General features: G+C 67.8%; 16 protein-coding genes. 2 read left to right on the top strand and 14 right to left on the bottom strand.

Translation table 11 applies throughout. From position 1 onward, the window contains the following. The 11 genes from PMI01_RS06050 to PMI01_RS06000 all read right to left on the bottom strand — a co-directional run. A partial coding sequence (locus tag PMI01_RS06050) for a type II secretion system F family protein (protein ID WP_007665353.1) occupies nucleotides 1-431 on the bottom strand: 431 nt, incomplete at its 3' end. Further along, the gene (locus PMI01_RS06045) at nucleotides 424-2,118 is read right to left on the bottom strand and encodes a GspE/PulE family protein (protein ID WP_007665350.1); all 1,695 of its coding nucleotides are present in this window, start codon (nucleotides 2,116-2,118) and stop codon (nucleotides 424-426) included. The genes PMI01_RS06045 and PMI01_RS06050, both read right to left, overlap by 8 nt. Then, nucleotides 2,115-2,858 (bottom strand): prepilin peptidase, encoded by a 744-nt coding sequence (locus PMI01_RS06040; protein WP_007665346.1) that lies wholly within the window; start codon nucleotides 2,856-2,858, stop codon nucleotides 2,115-2,117. The genes PMI01_RS06045 and PMI01_RS06040 overlap by 4 nt, the downstream gene beginning before the upstream one ends. Then, nucleotides 2,855-3,298 carry a type II secretion system major pseudopilin GspG gene (gspG, locus tag PMI01_RS06035; RefSeq protein WP_007665343.1) on the bottom strand — a complete coding sequence of 148 codons (444 nt, stop codon included), beginning with the start codon at nucleotides 3,296-3,298 and terminating at the stop codon, nucleotides 2,855-2,857. The genes PMI01_RS06040 and gspG overlap by 4 nt, the downstream gene beginning before the upstream one ends. Next, entirely contained in the window at nucleotides 3,238-3,987 is a 750-nt protein-coding gene (locus PMI01_RS06030; protein WP_007665338.1) for a hypothetical protein, read from the bottom strand. Before PMI01_RS06030 ends, gspG begins: the two co-directional genes overlap by 61 nt. After that, the gene (gene gspD, locus PMI01_RS06025) at nucleotides 3,968-5,914 is read right to left on the bottom strand and encodes a type II secretion system secretin GspD (protein WP_051989910.1); all 1,947 of its coding nucleotides are present in this window, start codon (nucleotides 5,912-5,914) and stop codon (nucleotides 3,968-3,970) included. The genes PMI01_RS06030 and gspD overlap by 20 nt, the downstream gene beginning before the upstream one ends. Nucleotides 5,915-5,940: 26 nt before the next feature. Continuing rightward, nucleotides 5,941-6,492, bottom strand: a complete 552-nt coding sequence (locus PMI01_RS26980; RefSeq protein ID WP_007665332.1) for a hypothetical protein — start codon at nucleotides 6,490-6,492, stop codon at nucleotides 5,941-5,943. Continuing rightward, entirely contained in the window at nucleotides 6,468-6,986 is a 519-nt protein-coding gene (locus tag PMI01_RS26975) for a hypothetical protein (protein WP_157223694.1), read from the bottom strand. The genes PMI01_RS26980 and PMI01_RS26975 overlap by 25 nt, the downstream gene beginning before the upstream one ends. After that, a complete protein-coding gene (locus PMI01_RS06010) occupies nucleotides 6,983-7,750 on the bottom strand; it encodes a hypothetical protein (RefSeq protein WP_035034946.1) in 768 nt (255 codons plus the stop codon). Before PMI01_RS06010 ends, PMI01_RS26975 begins: the two co-directional genes overlap by 4 nt. A 20-nt stretch (nucleotides 7,751-7,770) precedes the next feature. Continuing rightward, nucleotides 7,771-8,346, bottom strand: coding sequence for a prepilin-type N-terminal cleavage/methylation domain-containing protein (locus PMI01_RS06005; RefSeq protein WP_007665324.1), 576 nt, complete (start codon nucleotides 8,344-8,346; stop codon nucleotides 7,771-7,773). Then, nucleotides 8,343-8,726 (bottom strand): hypothetical protein, encoded by a 384-nt coding sequence (locus tag PMI01_RS06000; protein WP_007665321.1) that lies wholly within the window; start codon nucleotides 8,724-8,726, stop codon nucleotides 8,343-8,345. Before PMI01_RS06000 ends, PMI01_RS06005 begins: the two co-directional genes overlap by 4 nt. Nucleotides 8,727-9,180: 454 nt before the next feature. Here PMI01_RS06000 and PMI01_RS05995 point away from each other — a divergent pair, with 454 nt between their 5' ends. Together PMI01_RS05995 and PMI01_RS05990 are read left to right on the top strand one after the other, a co-directional pair. Next, nucleotides 9,181-9,636 (top strand): hypothetical protein, encoded by a 456-nt coding sequence (locus tag PMI01_RS05995; RefSeq protein WP_035034940.1) that lies wholly within the window; start codon nucleotides 9,181-9,183, stop codon nucleotides 9,634-9,636. An 884-nt stretch (nucleotides 9,637-10,520) separates the two neighbouring features. Continuing rightward, nucleotides 10,521-10,772, top strand: a complete 252-nt coding sequence (locus tag PMI01_RS05990; protein ID WP_007665316.1) for a helix-turn-helix transcriptional regulator — start codon at nucleotides 10,521-10,523, stop codon at nucleotides 10,770-10,772. 612 nt (nucleotides 10,773-11,384) lie between these two features. Here the strand turns inward: PMI01_RS05990 and PMI01_RS05980 are convergent. The 3 genes from PMI01_RS05980 to PMI01_RS27750 all read right to left on the bottom strand — a co-directional run. Continuing rightward, nucleotides 11,385-12,080: an IS6 family transposase gene (locus PMI01_RS05980; protein WP_007665313.1), complete on the bottom strand. Its 696-nt coding sequence runs from the start codon at nucleotides 12,078-12,080 to the stop codon at nucleotides 11,385-11,387. 155 nt (nucleotides 12,081-12,235) lie between these two features. Beyond that, nucleotides 12,236-12,742, bottom strand: coding sequence for a DUF4304 domain-containing protein (locus PMI01_RS26385; protein WP_081497638.1), 507 nt, complete (start codon nucleotides 12,740-12,742; stop codon nucleotides 12,236-12,238). Further along, on the bottom strand, nucleotides 12,739-13,472 hold a 734-nt coding region (locus tag PMI01_RS27750), incomplete at its 5' end, for an RHS repeat-associated core domain-containing protein (RefSeq protein ID WP_007665310.1). The genes PMI01_RS26385 and PMI01_RS27750, both read right to left, overlap by 4 nt.

The following is a 13,472-nucleotide window of genomic DNA, read 5'->3' as shown; positions in this document are numbered from 1 at the left end:
GGCAGGTCGCCGGCCGCCTCGCCGGCAGCGATCAGGGCGGCCACGAAACCGTGCCGGGGGGCCAGGGTACGGGCGAAGGCGGCGTCGAGCGCCTCGCCGGCGCTGATCGCCTGCAACAGCCGACGACAGGCATTGGCGACCCGCGAGCCCTGGGCCCGCGACAGCAGGACATTGAGCGCCGAGCGCATGTCGGCTCCGGCCCCGAGCAGGTCGGCCAGGCTCAGCAGGATCTCGGCGCTTTCGCGGTCCTTGAGCGCCCGGTCGCCGCTGGCCTGCTGGTTCGCGCGGACCGGGCGCAGCTTCAGCGGCGACAGGCCCTGGCGGCGCAGGCGCTCGAACGCGGCCTGTTCGTTGGCCCCCGACACCTGGCCGCGCACCCGCTTGCCGTCGGCGCCGATCGCGACATAGGCGAAGGCCTGGACCTCAGTCATGGACCGCGCCCATCACCTCTTCCAGCGTGGTCTCGCCGCGCACCGCCTTGTCGAGGCCGTCGGCGGCCATGCTCGTCAAGCCCAACTGGCGAGCCAACAGCCCGATCTCGGCGGCGCCCTGGCGATCGGCGATGGCCCGCAGCAGCGCCTCGTCGGTCAGGAAGGCCTCGGCGATCGGCGCGCGGCCCTTGAACCCCACTCCCTTGCAGGCCGGGCAACCGACGGCCCGGAAAGTGCGCAGCGGCGCGGCCAAACCTTGGCCAGCGACGAAGGCCAGCTCGGCCTTCGTCGGGGAGCCGGCCTCGCGACAATGCGGGCACAACCGCCGCACCAGCCGCTGGGCCACCGCGCCCCGGAACGCCGCGGCCAACTGGTAGGGCTCCACGCCCATGTCGAGCAGGCGCGGCAGCACGGCCAGGGCGTCGTTGGCGTGGATCGAGGCCAGCACCAGGTGGCCGGTCATCGCCGCCTGGATGGCCACCGCCGCCGTCTCCGGGTCGCGGATTTCGCCGACCAGAATGATGTCGGGGTCCTGGCGCAGGAACGAGCGCAGGGCGGCGGCGAAGGTCAGGCCAAGCGCCGGCGCCACCTGGGTCTGGGAGACGTGCTCGAAATGGTACTCGACCGGGTCCTCGACGCTGAGCACCTTCTTGGGCGAACCGGTGAAGGTCTCCAGCAGGGCGTAGAGGGTCGTGGTCTTGCCGCTGCCGGTCGGGCCGGTGACCAGGAAGATGCCGTGCGGCGCGCGGCCGGCCTTGCGCAGCACCTCGGTGACGCCCTCGGCCAGGCCCAGGCCGCCGAGTTCCAACGGCACGGCGCTGCGGTCGAGGATACGCAGCACGGCGGCTTCGCCAAACACCGTCGGCGCGGTGGCCACCCGCACGTCGACCGACTTTCCGGCGATCACGAAACTGGTGCGGCCGTCCTGCGGCAGGCGGCGTTCGCCAAGATTGAGGTTGGCGATGACCTTGATGCGCGACACCGCCGGCGCGGCCAGGTCGGCGGCCACCACGCGATAGTCGATCATCCGCCCGTCGACCCGCAGGCGCACCCGCAGGTCATGGCGACGCGGCTCGAAATGGATGTCCGAGGCGCCCAGGGCGATCGCCTCCTCGAAGGCCTCGGCCACCAGGCGCGCGCCGCTGCCCTCGACCGCGCCGTCCGACACCTGGTCGATCTCGCGGGCCAAGCGTCGCTCGTCGAGGGCTTCGGAAGGCGCGGCGGCCTCGGCGCCATACCGTTCCTCGAACGCTCGACGCCAGTCGCCCGGACGCGCGGCCAGCACGCTGACCGGCCGGTTGGCGGCGAACACCAGGCCGGCCAGGGCCTCGTCGTCGAGCGGATCGCAGGCCGCGCACAGCACGGCCGGGCCCGCTTCGCCGAGCGGCAGCAGGCGAGCGCGCCGCAGGAAGTCGACGGTGACGCCCAGGTCGGGCGCCTTGGCCGCGACCGGCCGCAGGCGCGGCTCCCATATCTCGCAACCGGCCGCCTGGGCGTAGGCGCGGGTCAGGTCGTCATCCGACAGTACGCCCAACTGGTTGAGCACCTGCTCGACCGGCTGGCCGGTGCGCAGGGCGACCAGTTCGGCGCGGGCGATGGCGGCCATCTCGACCAGACCGCGATCGATCAGGTCTTCGACCAGCCGCGCGCGGGCCTGGGAACGGGACGGGCCGCGGGCCGGCGTCATGGGATCAGGTCTCCGAACAGGCCGGCCTGCAGCGCCAGCCCCACCGCCCAGCCGCCCAGGGCCAGGGCCGGACCGAAGGCGATGCTGCGGTCGGCGGACTTGACCAGGCGCGTTTGGACCAGACCCAGCGGGCCGGCGATGACGAACACCCAGGGGGTCGCGGCGCCCGCCCACAGGGCCAGCGCCATGGCCAGCTTCACGTCGCCCTGGCCCAGTTTCGGATCCCCCGTCCTTGCCGCGAAAACCCAGCGAATGGCCAGGAGCAGGGCGCCAGTGATCGCCGCCGCGGCGAGACCCGCCAGTAAGGCGACCGGTCCGCGCTGCAAGGCCAGGACGCCGCCGAGAATCGCCACAGCCAGGCTGGTCATATCGGGCAGACGACGGCTGGCGGCGTCGGCGGCTCCGGCGGCGATCAGCACCAGGCCCAGCCCCATCGCCAATAGCGCCTGGCCGATCGGCAGGGCCATGACGCTGATCATCGCCACGGTCGCGCCCAGCACCTCTCCGAACAGATGCCCGGGATGGATCGGCGCGCGGCAGTCGAGGCAGCTTCCACCTTGCAGAGCATAGGAGAGGATCGGCACGGTCCGCCCAAGACCCAGCGGCGCGTTGCAGGCGTCGCAATGCGAGCGCCCGGTCAGGGCCTGCTCGCCCCGCGCCCAGCGCAGGCCCGCCGTGGCCGCGAAACTGCCGACGACCGCGCCCACCGGCAAGGCGGCGATGACGACCGGCAGGTTCATTTCGGGGCGACCAGGTCGCGCTTGGTCCCCTTGCCGCCTTGCTTGCGGTCGGAGCCCAGGCTGACGACTTCGAAAACGTCATCGTCGGCGGCGCGATAGAGGATCTCCCCGGCCCATGGGTCCTTCAGGGCGCCGGCCGATTTGACATAGGGCCCGGTCCAGCCCTCGACGTCGGCGGGTTCGCTGATCAGGACCTTGAGGCCCTCGCCCTGGGTGGGATAGCGCCCCACATCGGAGTGGAACATCTCGACCGCGGCGGCCACCGACTCCAGTTGCAGTTGGGCGGACTTGACGCGCGCGCGGCCAAGCTGGCCCATCAGGCTGGGCGTCAGCACCGCGGCGATCAAGCCGATGATCGCGATGACCACCAGCATCTCGGTCAGGGTGTAACCGGCGTCGCGCCCGCCCCGGTCGCCTGGTTCTTGATGGTCTTGCCACATGTCACGCCCCCACTCACACCGCGCCCGAAGCGCCGCCATATCACGGCGTCCGGCCTTTCGGCCCGGCCGATCAACCTCACGATACGTTCATCCGTCCAGCCATCGTCGGTCGTGGCGGCGATCCGCCAGACCTGTCCGGCTCTCGCGCCGCCCGGTTCCCGATCCGGCGCACGGGTCGGCTCCAGGCTCAGGGCCTGGGCCGCGCCCCACGGCGAGATGGCGCTGGCGGCGCAGGCGCGCCAGCCCGCCCCCTCGTCGGCCCCTTCGACCTGATCCGGCGTCGCGATCGACCCGTCGAGGTCGGCCAGGCGCAACCGGGCTTGCCCAGGGTCAGCGGCCCCCAGTTGGGCCAGCGCCTTGTCGTCAAGATCGAGGGCCGTGGCCAACCGCAGCTTGGGCGCCTCGGCCTCGGCGAGAAGCTTGATGTCACTGGCGTCGAGCGCGCCGACGCTCCAGGCCAGGCGGCCAGGGCCCGAGCCGTTCAGCAACCGCGTCACCGCCAGGGCCTGAGCCCCGGATAGGGCGTATTCCGCCTGGGCGCGCCGGAAATCGGCCCGCGCCAGTTTCAGCATGCTGACCCCGCGCATCACCAGACCCGCCGCGAGGATCGCCACCGCCAGGCTGACGGCCAGGGCCGCGGCGCTGGCGTAGCCGCCATCGCTCCGGGGTTCAGCGCGGCAACAGTCCACGGCTCTCGATCTCACGCATGTCGGCCAGCAGATCCCGGGTCACCTGGCTGGAGCTGGCTGGATCGCGCATGATCCGCACGGTCAGCAGCACCACCAGCTCCGTCCGGGCCGCCTCCTTGTTCTTCGACTTGAAGAGGTTGCCCAGCAGCTTGACGTCCTTGAGGCCCGGCACGCCGCTGTCGGAGTCGCTGCGCCGATGGCTGATCAGGCCGCCCAGCGCGACGACCGCTCCGTCCTGCAGCACCAGGGTGCTGGCCAGCTTGCGCTGCTGAATGGTCGGCGAGTCGATGCCCGAGGTCACGGTCTTGGCCACGCCGCTGACCTCCTGGGCGATGTCGACGACCACCCTGTCGTCGCCGCTGATGCGTGGGGTGACCTCGAGGATCACGCCGGTGTCGCGGTACTCGACCGTGCTGACGATGGCCGGGGTCGAGGTGGTGGTGTTGGTCGCCGTCTGGGTGATGACGGGCACCTGGTCGCCGATCTGCAGCCGGGCCTTGTGGTTGTCCAGCGTGATCAGCTTGGGGGCCGAGACCACGTCGATGGTGGTGCGCGAACCCAGGGCGTTGACGGCCGCGTCGATGTCGCCGCCCAGATAGGTGATCGAAAAGCCCGGGAACTTCGGGGCGATCGCGCCACCCTCGTTGTAGATCGAATTGCCCGTCAGCTTGCCGCCGTCACCGACCGCCGACCAGTCGACGCCGAACCGGAAGTCATTGGTCAGGCTGACCTCGATGATCGAGGCCTCGATCATCACCTGGCTGGCCGGGCGATCGATCTCCGCCAGGGTCTGCTGCAGGCTCATCCACCTAGCCGGCGGAGCCCGGACGATCAGGGTGTTGCTGTCCTTGTCGACGCCGATCCGCACGCCGTCCTCGAGAGCCTGCTGGTCGCCAAAATCGCCGCCGCCGCGCCCGGCGGTCGCGCTGGCGCTCTGGCCTCCGTCACCCCGGCTCGCGGCGTCCGCGCCGGTCGAGGTCGAAGCGCCGCCATCCTGGCGACTGTCCAGACGGCCGGACCCGGCCTTGTCGTCGCCCGTACCCAAAACCTGCGACAGGGTCTTGGCCAGGGATGCGGCCGAGGCGCTGCGCGGGCGATAGACATAGAGCTGGGTGGAGAGGTCGCGCGACGGGGTGTCCAGCTTGGTGATCCAGCCGGCCACCTCGTTCATCGCCGTCTCGGTGCGGGCCGAGACGATCAAGCCGTTGAGCCGGTTGAGCGGCGACACCGAAACCCCCTGCACGCCGGCCGTGGCCATGATCTTGGAAAGGTCGGCCGCCACCGTCCCGGCCGCCGCCTGGCGCAGGTCGAACCAGCGGATGCGCGCGCCCTCGAAGACGTTGCGGTCCAGAACCTTGATGGTCTCCAGCGTCGCCTGCAGTTCCGACCCCGAACCGCCCAGCACGATCAAGCCCAGCTTGTCGTTCGAATAGAGCACCGCCTTGGAGCCGGTCATCGCCTCCAAGGCCTTGGCCACTTCGCTGGGGGTCGAGAACGACAGCGGGACGGCGACCACGTCATAGCCGCCTCGGCGCGAACCGCCGACCGTGCCGGGCTCGCGCAGGGCCGCCGACGCGCGGGCCTTGTCGCGCGGCGCCAGCACCAGGCTGTCGCCCTGGCGCAGCACGGCCACGTCATTGACCGTCAGGGCCGCCTCGAACGCCTCGAGCAGTTGGGCGCGGGTCAATCGCCGGTCGATGCGGAACGACACCTTGCCGGTGACGGCGGGGTCGATCGTGTAGGGCACGCCCAGGGCGGCGCCGAGAATCTCCTCGGCCACCTGGGCGATGTCGGCGTCGCGGAAGGCGAAGGTGAACGACTCGGGGCGTTGCGCCGCCGGCGCGGCCCAGGCCGGCGCCGACGTCAGCGGCGCGGTCGCCAGGCAGACGCCGGTCATCGCCAGGCAGAGCGTTCGCTTGAAGGTCATACGGCGGGTTACTCGGAGCGTGGACTTCATCCGCCGAAGCCAGGGGCGCTGGCCGGCGGCGGCGGAGAGCGATAGCCGAGCGGCGGCGTGTCGTTGGCGGAGAAACCCGACGGGAGCGGGCTCGTGGCAGACGCGCCGACGGGCGCCGAGCCTGGGGTCGCTTCGCCGATCCGCAAATCCGCCAGCCCCAGGGGAAGGTCGAAACTCGCCCGGCCCGAGCCGACCTCGCGCAGGATGACGCCGTCCCGGCTCTCGCCCCGCGCCAACCAGGCGGCGGGCTTGCCGTCGATGGCGACTAGGGCGGCGGTCCTTCCGGGCATGCGCGACAGGCCCAGCACCGCGATCGCGGGGTCCTTCACCGCGTTCGGACCGGTTGAGAGCGCAAACAGCGGCGGCCCGACGAGCGTCGGCGCGGCGCCGGCTCCTACTTCCCCCACGCGGACGGGCCGCAAGGCGGCCAGACGGTCCTGCGCCCCGGCCAGGACGTCCTGACGTCCGGCCAACAGCCAGGCGCTCGCGCCCAGCGCCAGGCCGAGCACGGCGGACAGCGGGATCAAAGGCGCGCGGAGGTCGAGCAATAGAAGCGTCCTGAAAACTGCAGGGAAACGGCGGAGGTCTTGGACACCAGGTCCACGGAGTCGGCGAAGATCGTTGGGCGCGCGGCGTCCAGGCCGCGCAGCAGGCCCATGGCGTCCTCATAGGAGCCCAGCGCCTCGAACCGGAAACTCACGGCCAGCAGCCCGTCACCCTCGACCGCCGTCGAGGGATCGAACGCGATCCGCACCAGTCGGGCCTGACCCAGATCGGCCCGCAACGCCTGCTCGACCAGGATCGCGCCGCGTCCGACGCCTTCGCGGCAGACCGCGCCCTTGGGATAGGTCGCGCCGTCGGACGGCGCGCGCTGCAAGGCCTCGATCCGGTCGATCTTGCGATCCAGTTCGGCCAGGCGCGCGGCCCGGTCGGCGGGACGCGCCAGGGCCGACAGGCTCACGGCGGCGGCGATCGCCACCGCGCCGCCGACCAAGGCGCCCGCGACGGCCAGGCCCGGCCCATTCATCCGTTCCCGGCTCACCGCGTCGCACCTTCCGGTTCGATCCGCCACAGCCAGGTCCCGCGTCCGGCCGGCGCTTCGCGAACGACCCCGCGACGGGAATCGGTGAAGGGCGAGGCATCGCCGCGCGCCTCCACGCGGCTGACGCCTCGCTCCCAACGCCAGGTCTGGATGCGCGCGTCCGGTCCGTGCGCCGCCATCGCCCAGGCCAGATCGCTCAGCGGCGCGGCGACCCGGTCGCCCGGCTGGGCCGCAGCGAGGGCCGCCGATTGCCGGCGCAGGGCCTGGGCCGCCTCGGCGCGTTGCAATTTCGCCGCCGCGTCGTGCTCCAGCGCCGCCAGTTGCGCTTCGCCCTCGGCGCGGGCCAGCAGGGCGCCGGCGATCGACACGAACAGCAGGGCCGTCAGCGCGGCGGCGGCCAGTCCGATGAACAGGGACTGGCGGGCGCGTCGGACCAAGGCCTCGGGCGGCTCGAAGATGACCGAAACCGGTTGCCCCTCGACATCGACCACGGTCTCGAAACGGGTGTGGAGTTCGGCGGCGCGGATATAGCAGGCGGCGAACTTCGCGCCCTGGGATGGACGCCAGGGCGTCAGGCGCTTGAGCTGAAGCTGTGTCTCGTCGATCGGCAGGGGCGCGCCGTGGCGCGCCTCCAGCGAGGCGCCGCGGGTCTGCTCCCACGGCCATCCCGGCGGCGCCTGCACCGCGCGGGCGAAAACGCGCGGCGGCGGAGCCCCGACAGAGGGGGCGGGCTCGACCTTTGGATCAATGTCAACGTCGACCAAACGGAAATCCAGGGGGTTCCTCATGGGGTCACGGCCCGGCAGGCGCCGATGATGGCGTCGAACTGGCAGTCGCGGGCTTCGCGCGTCCACACCCGGCCCACGGCCAGCGGCGCGGCGGAGCCCGGAGCGGTCAGCAGGATAACACGCAGCGTTTCGGGCCTGACGTTCGCGCTCGAGCCGCCGGCGATCGGACTGTCGGTCCGAGGCCAGGCGTCGATCGCGCCGCCATCGCCGACATAGCTGAACCTTACGCCTTGCTCGCGCAGACGCAGGCGTCGCGCCGGACCCGCGCGACCTTGTAGGATCAGGAAGGTCCGTCGACGATCAGCTTGCAGGCTCGCCCCGCAGGTCGTCTCGCCGCAGGCGAACGACAGGCTCCGCCCGTCACCCTGCACCTCGCCGGCCTCGGCCTGGGCCAGCAACCGGGTCAGGGCCTGGTCAGCGGCGCGATCGTCAACCAATCGGGTCTGGATCCGGCTGGCGGTCAGTTGCTGGCGGGTGATCAGGCTGACCACCAGGCCAAGACCGCCCATCGCCAGGCCCAGGATGGTCAGGGCGGCCAGCATCTCGGCCAGGGTGTAGCCGTCGTCGCTCATCCGTCGGCCTCGGACAAACAGGTATCGACCGTGGTGAGGCGGTAGGTCCGGCCGCTGCGGGTCGAGGTCGCTGAGGCGATCCGGACACAGGGTCCCGCTCGCTCAAACACCGCGTCGTCGGAACGGCGAGCCTCGACGCGCCAACTCAGACCTTGGACGCGTCCGCTCCAGACCCCCGCCCGACCGGCGGTGTCTTCCAGGCGCCCGCGCAGCACCAGCTCGGCGTCGCGGGTCTCGCCCGCGGTGCGGCTGGCTCGCGCGCCGATCTCGGCGGCGGTCAGCGACAGGGCCAGGCTCGATGAAAGGAGGGTGACGGCCACCAGCGCGTCCACGGCCGCAAAGCCGCCCTGGCCCTTCTCGGGACCTGGTTCCTGACGCATGATCGCCCCACTTCGCGCCCCGACGCGCGCACCTGGAAGCTACAGCTTCCGAGTGTCTGCTATCACGGGCGGCGGGCCGGTGAACAGGCGGCAACTTCAACCTTTTAGCGTGAAGTGGACGGGCGGCGCGTGCCTCGTTACCGTCGACGCTCTTCGCGCCGGCCAAACCAAAGAACCCTCCGCCCTGATGCAAGGATTTTCAGCGCCCGCTCCCGACGACGCCCGGATCAGCGGCGTGGCGGCGCTTGCCGCCCTGAGCGGTCACGCCGCGATCCTCCTGGCTGCGCTGCTTTGGGCCAACCACGCGCCGCCGATGGTCGTCGCGCCGACGGTGGTCGGGGTGACGCTGGTCAGTGGCTCGGCGGGTGGAGAGACTTCGCCGGCGTCGGCCAGCCGAACCCAGACCTCCGCGTCGCCTAGCGCCCCAACACCTCAAAGCTCATCTCAGGAGAGGATGTTGTCCGGAGACGGCCTCGACAGCCTGACGACGCCTACCTCCTCATCCTCGCCCTCGGCCAGCCCGTCGCCAGCGGCAGCGACCTCCGCGCGCCGGGGCTCCAGCCGCGCCGGCCGGGGCCTGGGCAAGGGCGAAGGCGTCGAGGGCATAGACCTTTACGCCGCCGCCTCCCTGCCGAACGTCGGAATCCGGCCCGCCGCCCCCTCGTCAGGCGACCTGTGGCAAAGGGTGGCTCCCTGCTGGCGTTCGGCCTCGCCGCGCCAGGCGACCCTGATGGTCGAGATCCGCGCCGACGGCGGCCTGGCCGCCAGCCCGCAAGCCGTCCGCCGGGGCGCCGCGCCCGTCGATCCCCAGACCTTGCTGGCCGAACGCGCCGCCGCCCGCGCGCTCCTGGCCTGCGCGCCCTATGCGGGGCTTGAGGCGCGTCAATGGCGGGTGGAGTTTCCCGGGTAGAATAGGAACGAGTTCAAGAAATATCGACTTGCCACCGCATGTATAGATGTGGCGGTTTCGCTGCCATCAAGCGTTACAAGAAGTTCCGATATTCTTGATTCTGAGATTATTGGGGTTCTATTATTTAAGTCGATTCACCTAGTGCGCCGCCTTAGACGCGCCAACGCCGGATGTTGCTAGTTCGATCGAGTAAGAAATCCGACGAGATACCCCTCCCCCTTCCCCAGGAAAATCCGTCACTCGTAGAAGTTCACGAGGACGAGCTCTTAGAAGCCTCAATTTCATTGCTCGATCAGACGTGTCCTTCGATCGCGACAAATGTGGTTAGCCAACGCGGCAAGGAGTGCGCCGGCAAAACGCTGCGCATCCCTTCTCGCCTAGGCGTGCGGCCTAGGGCAGGCGGCGAGCGAAGCGTGCGCTGGCGCACGAACGAAAACCGAAGAGAACGCGAACTTGCGTGTACAAAAATTGTATATACCATCTATCTATTTGATTTTTATATAAATTCAAGCCAACCCATCGCTGACGTGATCTATCACGGTTCACGGTCGGCGACTGGAATCTGCTCGAATAGTGCGCTCAGCTCACGGTTTGGGGCGCGACACATAGTTCGAAATGCGTCGATGAAGGGGACGCGCTCCCCACCTTTTGCCGCCGAGATCGACCGGACCTGCCCACGCCCCACCGTCGCCATGCGCGCACCAACACCGCCGTCGCACCGTCTCGCGCACTACGGCCGCCATCTGGGCCGCTTAGGCGGCGCCTAGCTCCCAACGACCTTGCGGGCGCCTGCTGCGTCGCCAAGGTGGGGACCCATGAGCCCACATGAACTGACGGCCGTCTTCCTCGGCGACCGCCCGACGCGAACGATGGGAGCCAAGTCCATGCCCGACGAGAAATTCCTGACCACCGAGGAGGTCGCCGAGCGCTATCGCGGCGAAGTCTCTGTGGGCACCCTCGAAAACTGGCGCGCCCAACGCATCGGCCCACCTTTCGTGAAGATCGGTAAGGCCGTGCTCTATCCAGTCGAGGAACTGGACGCCTGGGATCGGAGGAACCTCGTCGCCTGCGACGACGCCAGGGTCGTGGGTCGCCGGCGCCTTAGGCCTGATGGCGAGCCCCGTTCATTTCGTTAGAGTCTTGCGCAAGCGGGCCGAACCGGCGGAAAGCAGTCGCTGTCGTCTTTACACGGCCGGCCGAGAAAACCTGAGCTTTCGCCAATTCGTGGCTAGCAGCGCAATTCCGAGAAGCAGCCCCAAAGCCTCGGGTCGGGTAGGCGAACCCATAGTTCCCCACTGGTAGGCGTCGTAGCCGCCGGTCACCAGCGCACAGACGAGGGTAAGCCATGCCAACCAAACGCTAGTTCTGATGTCCCTAATCCTGAGGATGACCGTAAGCGATGCAATTGCCGCTAGCGCCATTGAGACCGTTGATCGCCAACCTGGAAAACTGACATGCTGCACCCCGATCCCCAACTCGGACTGAAATCGGAGGGTGTAGCCGAGCGCGAGATAGGCAAGCTGTAGGGCAGCAAGCACCAAGTAGGCTGCCAACATCGTCACAAGCGCTGCCACAGCAAATTGTCTTCTATTCAACTGCACCTCCGGAACCCAGGTGGAGCATTACTGGCCGGTTGGAAGTCCGTGTGTGGACGCCCGCTTTGAAGCAAGGGGTTTTTCGAGATTCTGACGCGGTCGGTTCACCCGGCGGAGCCAGGTCATCGTCCATGATCGTCGGACACTCCGTCATCAGGCCGTGGTCGCCGCATTCCAGATACCCAAAGCTTCGCCGCGGAACTGGCGAAGTGTCGGGCGGCGGATCAGATGAGGCTGCGTATAGAAGGTGTTGTAGATCGCCGCATGGGTGGTGAGGAAGCGCTGAGCGGAGGCTTGGGATTTGAACCCCTGCATCTTCCGTTCTCGCCGCCGGATCGGCAGATGCGAGTTTTCGGCTCGGTTGTTTTCACGCAATCGACCGGGACGGTGGAGGTCGATCAACTCCAACTCCTTCAGCGCGGCGGCGTAGGAGCCGAGGCCGTCGGTCGTGATCTTGACCGGATCCACGGGCTGGTTTCGCAGTAGGCGCTTGAGCAGCTTCAAGGCAGCGTTCGTGTCGCGCCGGCGCTGCATGACCAGGTCAAGGACCTCGCCCTCGTCATCAACGGCGCGCCAGAGATACATCCGACGTCCGCCGACCGAACAGACCATCTCATCGAGATGCCAACGCGGCGACGGCGCGGGTCGGCGGCGCTTCAGGTTCCTGGCGATCTGCGGGCCGAACTTGATCGTCCAGCAGCGGATCGTCTCGTAACTGACCTCAATCCCGCGTTGGGCCAACAACTCCTCAACGTCACGAAAGCTCAGAGTGAAGCGGAAATAGAGCCACACCGCATAGCGGATGACCTCCGCCGGGAACCGATGACGTTTGAAGGACAGAGTGCGCATCGCGCGCTCCTGCCTGCCTCAGCGAATGGCGTCCAGCCCGAGAGCCTCGCGACGACCCGGTTAAGCTGACAACACCTTTGGATTTCAGAGGTGGATCGCGCTCAAAAAGAGTGCCGTGTCCCTGCTTCTTTCAATGGCCACCGCCTGACAACGCCCTAAAGAACTGCTTCCATCTCAGAAATATATCTCAGCCGCTGCACGTCGGTAAGGCCCGGAGATGATCCAGATTTCCACAACGCAAGAAGCTCGCGACTATCCAAATAAGGCTCAAGATTCGGCACGGCGTGCTTGATTAATGCGCTCGAAATCTCGTCGGCCAAAGCCCCCCCATCGCTGTCAGCGACGACATTCCACCAAAGGTCAGCGTTTCCTGGAAGAACCTCTCCGATCCTGATCCGGAAATGTCCATCCATCGCCTTCGCTTTGGTGAGGCTTGTTCGTTCCGGGTCAAGCAAGCGACCACAGACAATCGCCAAGTTAATTGTGAACCGAAATTCCACCGAAGTGGAACCTCTACTTTTCTGAAATTCAATAATGGCAGCATTCTCACCGACCACCTTCCTCAGAAGTTGGCCGGATTTTTTGTATCCCAAAGGTGACAACTCTTCGGTAACACTGGAAACTATTCCAAGAAATACAGCATCCACACTACTATTACTCATTTTGGAATCCTAACTACGTTCACCCTATAACCCTGAGTAAGCCACAGGTAAGCATCTTTGGCCCGTTGGGCAGGTATATAACGAGATCCTCCAAGCTTCACCTCGATACCACCAAGAACCTTCCCGCCAAGGCTAACTTCAATATCGATGAAACGCTTGCCGAACGGCGTCCACTTATAGACCTCCGTAGCCGCCGCCCGCCCCTCGGCTCTCAATCCAACAGCAAGAGCGTCTCGGGCAGCATTACCTGCAATCCGATTATTTGTAACGACCGGCGCTGTGGCTGTACTCACGCCTCCCGCGATCTGCAAGGGCCAACTGACCTCTACAGTAGCCATTGAAAGCAAGGTCAGGCCGTCAGCCGTCTGCGTTCTGCCTTCAACTTCATCCTGTACTCCTTGGGCAGAATTTCTCTCGCCGACTCCCTGCCAGTAGCCCCCCCCCCAAGCGCTTTGCTCACCCCCTCTTCCCTGGGGTGAACCAGGCCCGCACGTCTTCTCCTTCACGCACGGATTGCAATCGACGTAGCAATTTGGATCGGTCGATCCATCTGCCCCCATCGTCCCCGTCGGATCGCTCCGATTCAGCGGATCGTTATCGACGTATGAGTACCAATTGAGCCCATCATCGTAGCCTGTGGGGTCGGTTTGGAGAAACCGTCCCAGGGTCGGAGAATAGGCCCGGGCCTTGTAATGGTACAGGCCCAGCTCCGGGATCCAGGCCTGGCCGG

The organism is Caulobacter sp. AP07 (assembly GCF_000281955.1).
GTDB lineage: Bacteria > Pseudomonadota > Alphaproteobacteria > Caulobacterales > Caulobacteraceae > Caulobacter.
Note: the sequence above shows the minus strand (reverse complement) of the source record. Positions and strands in the feature narration are given on the sequence as shown.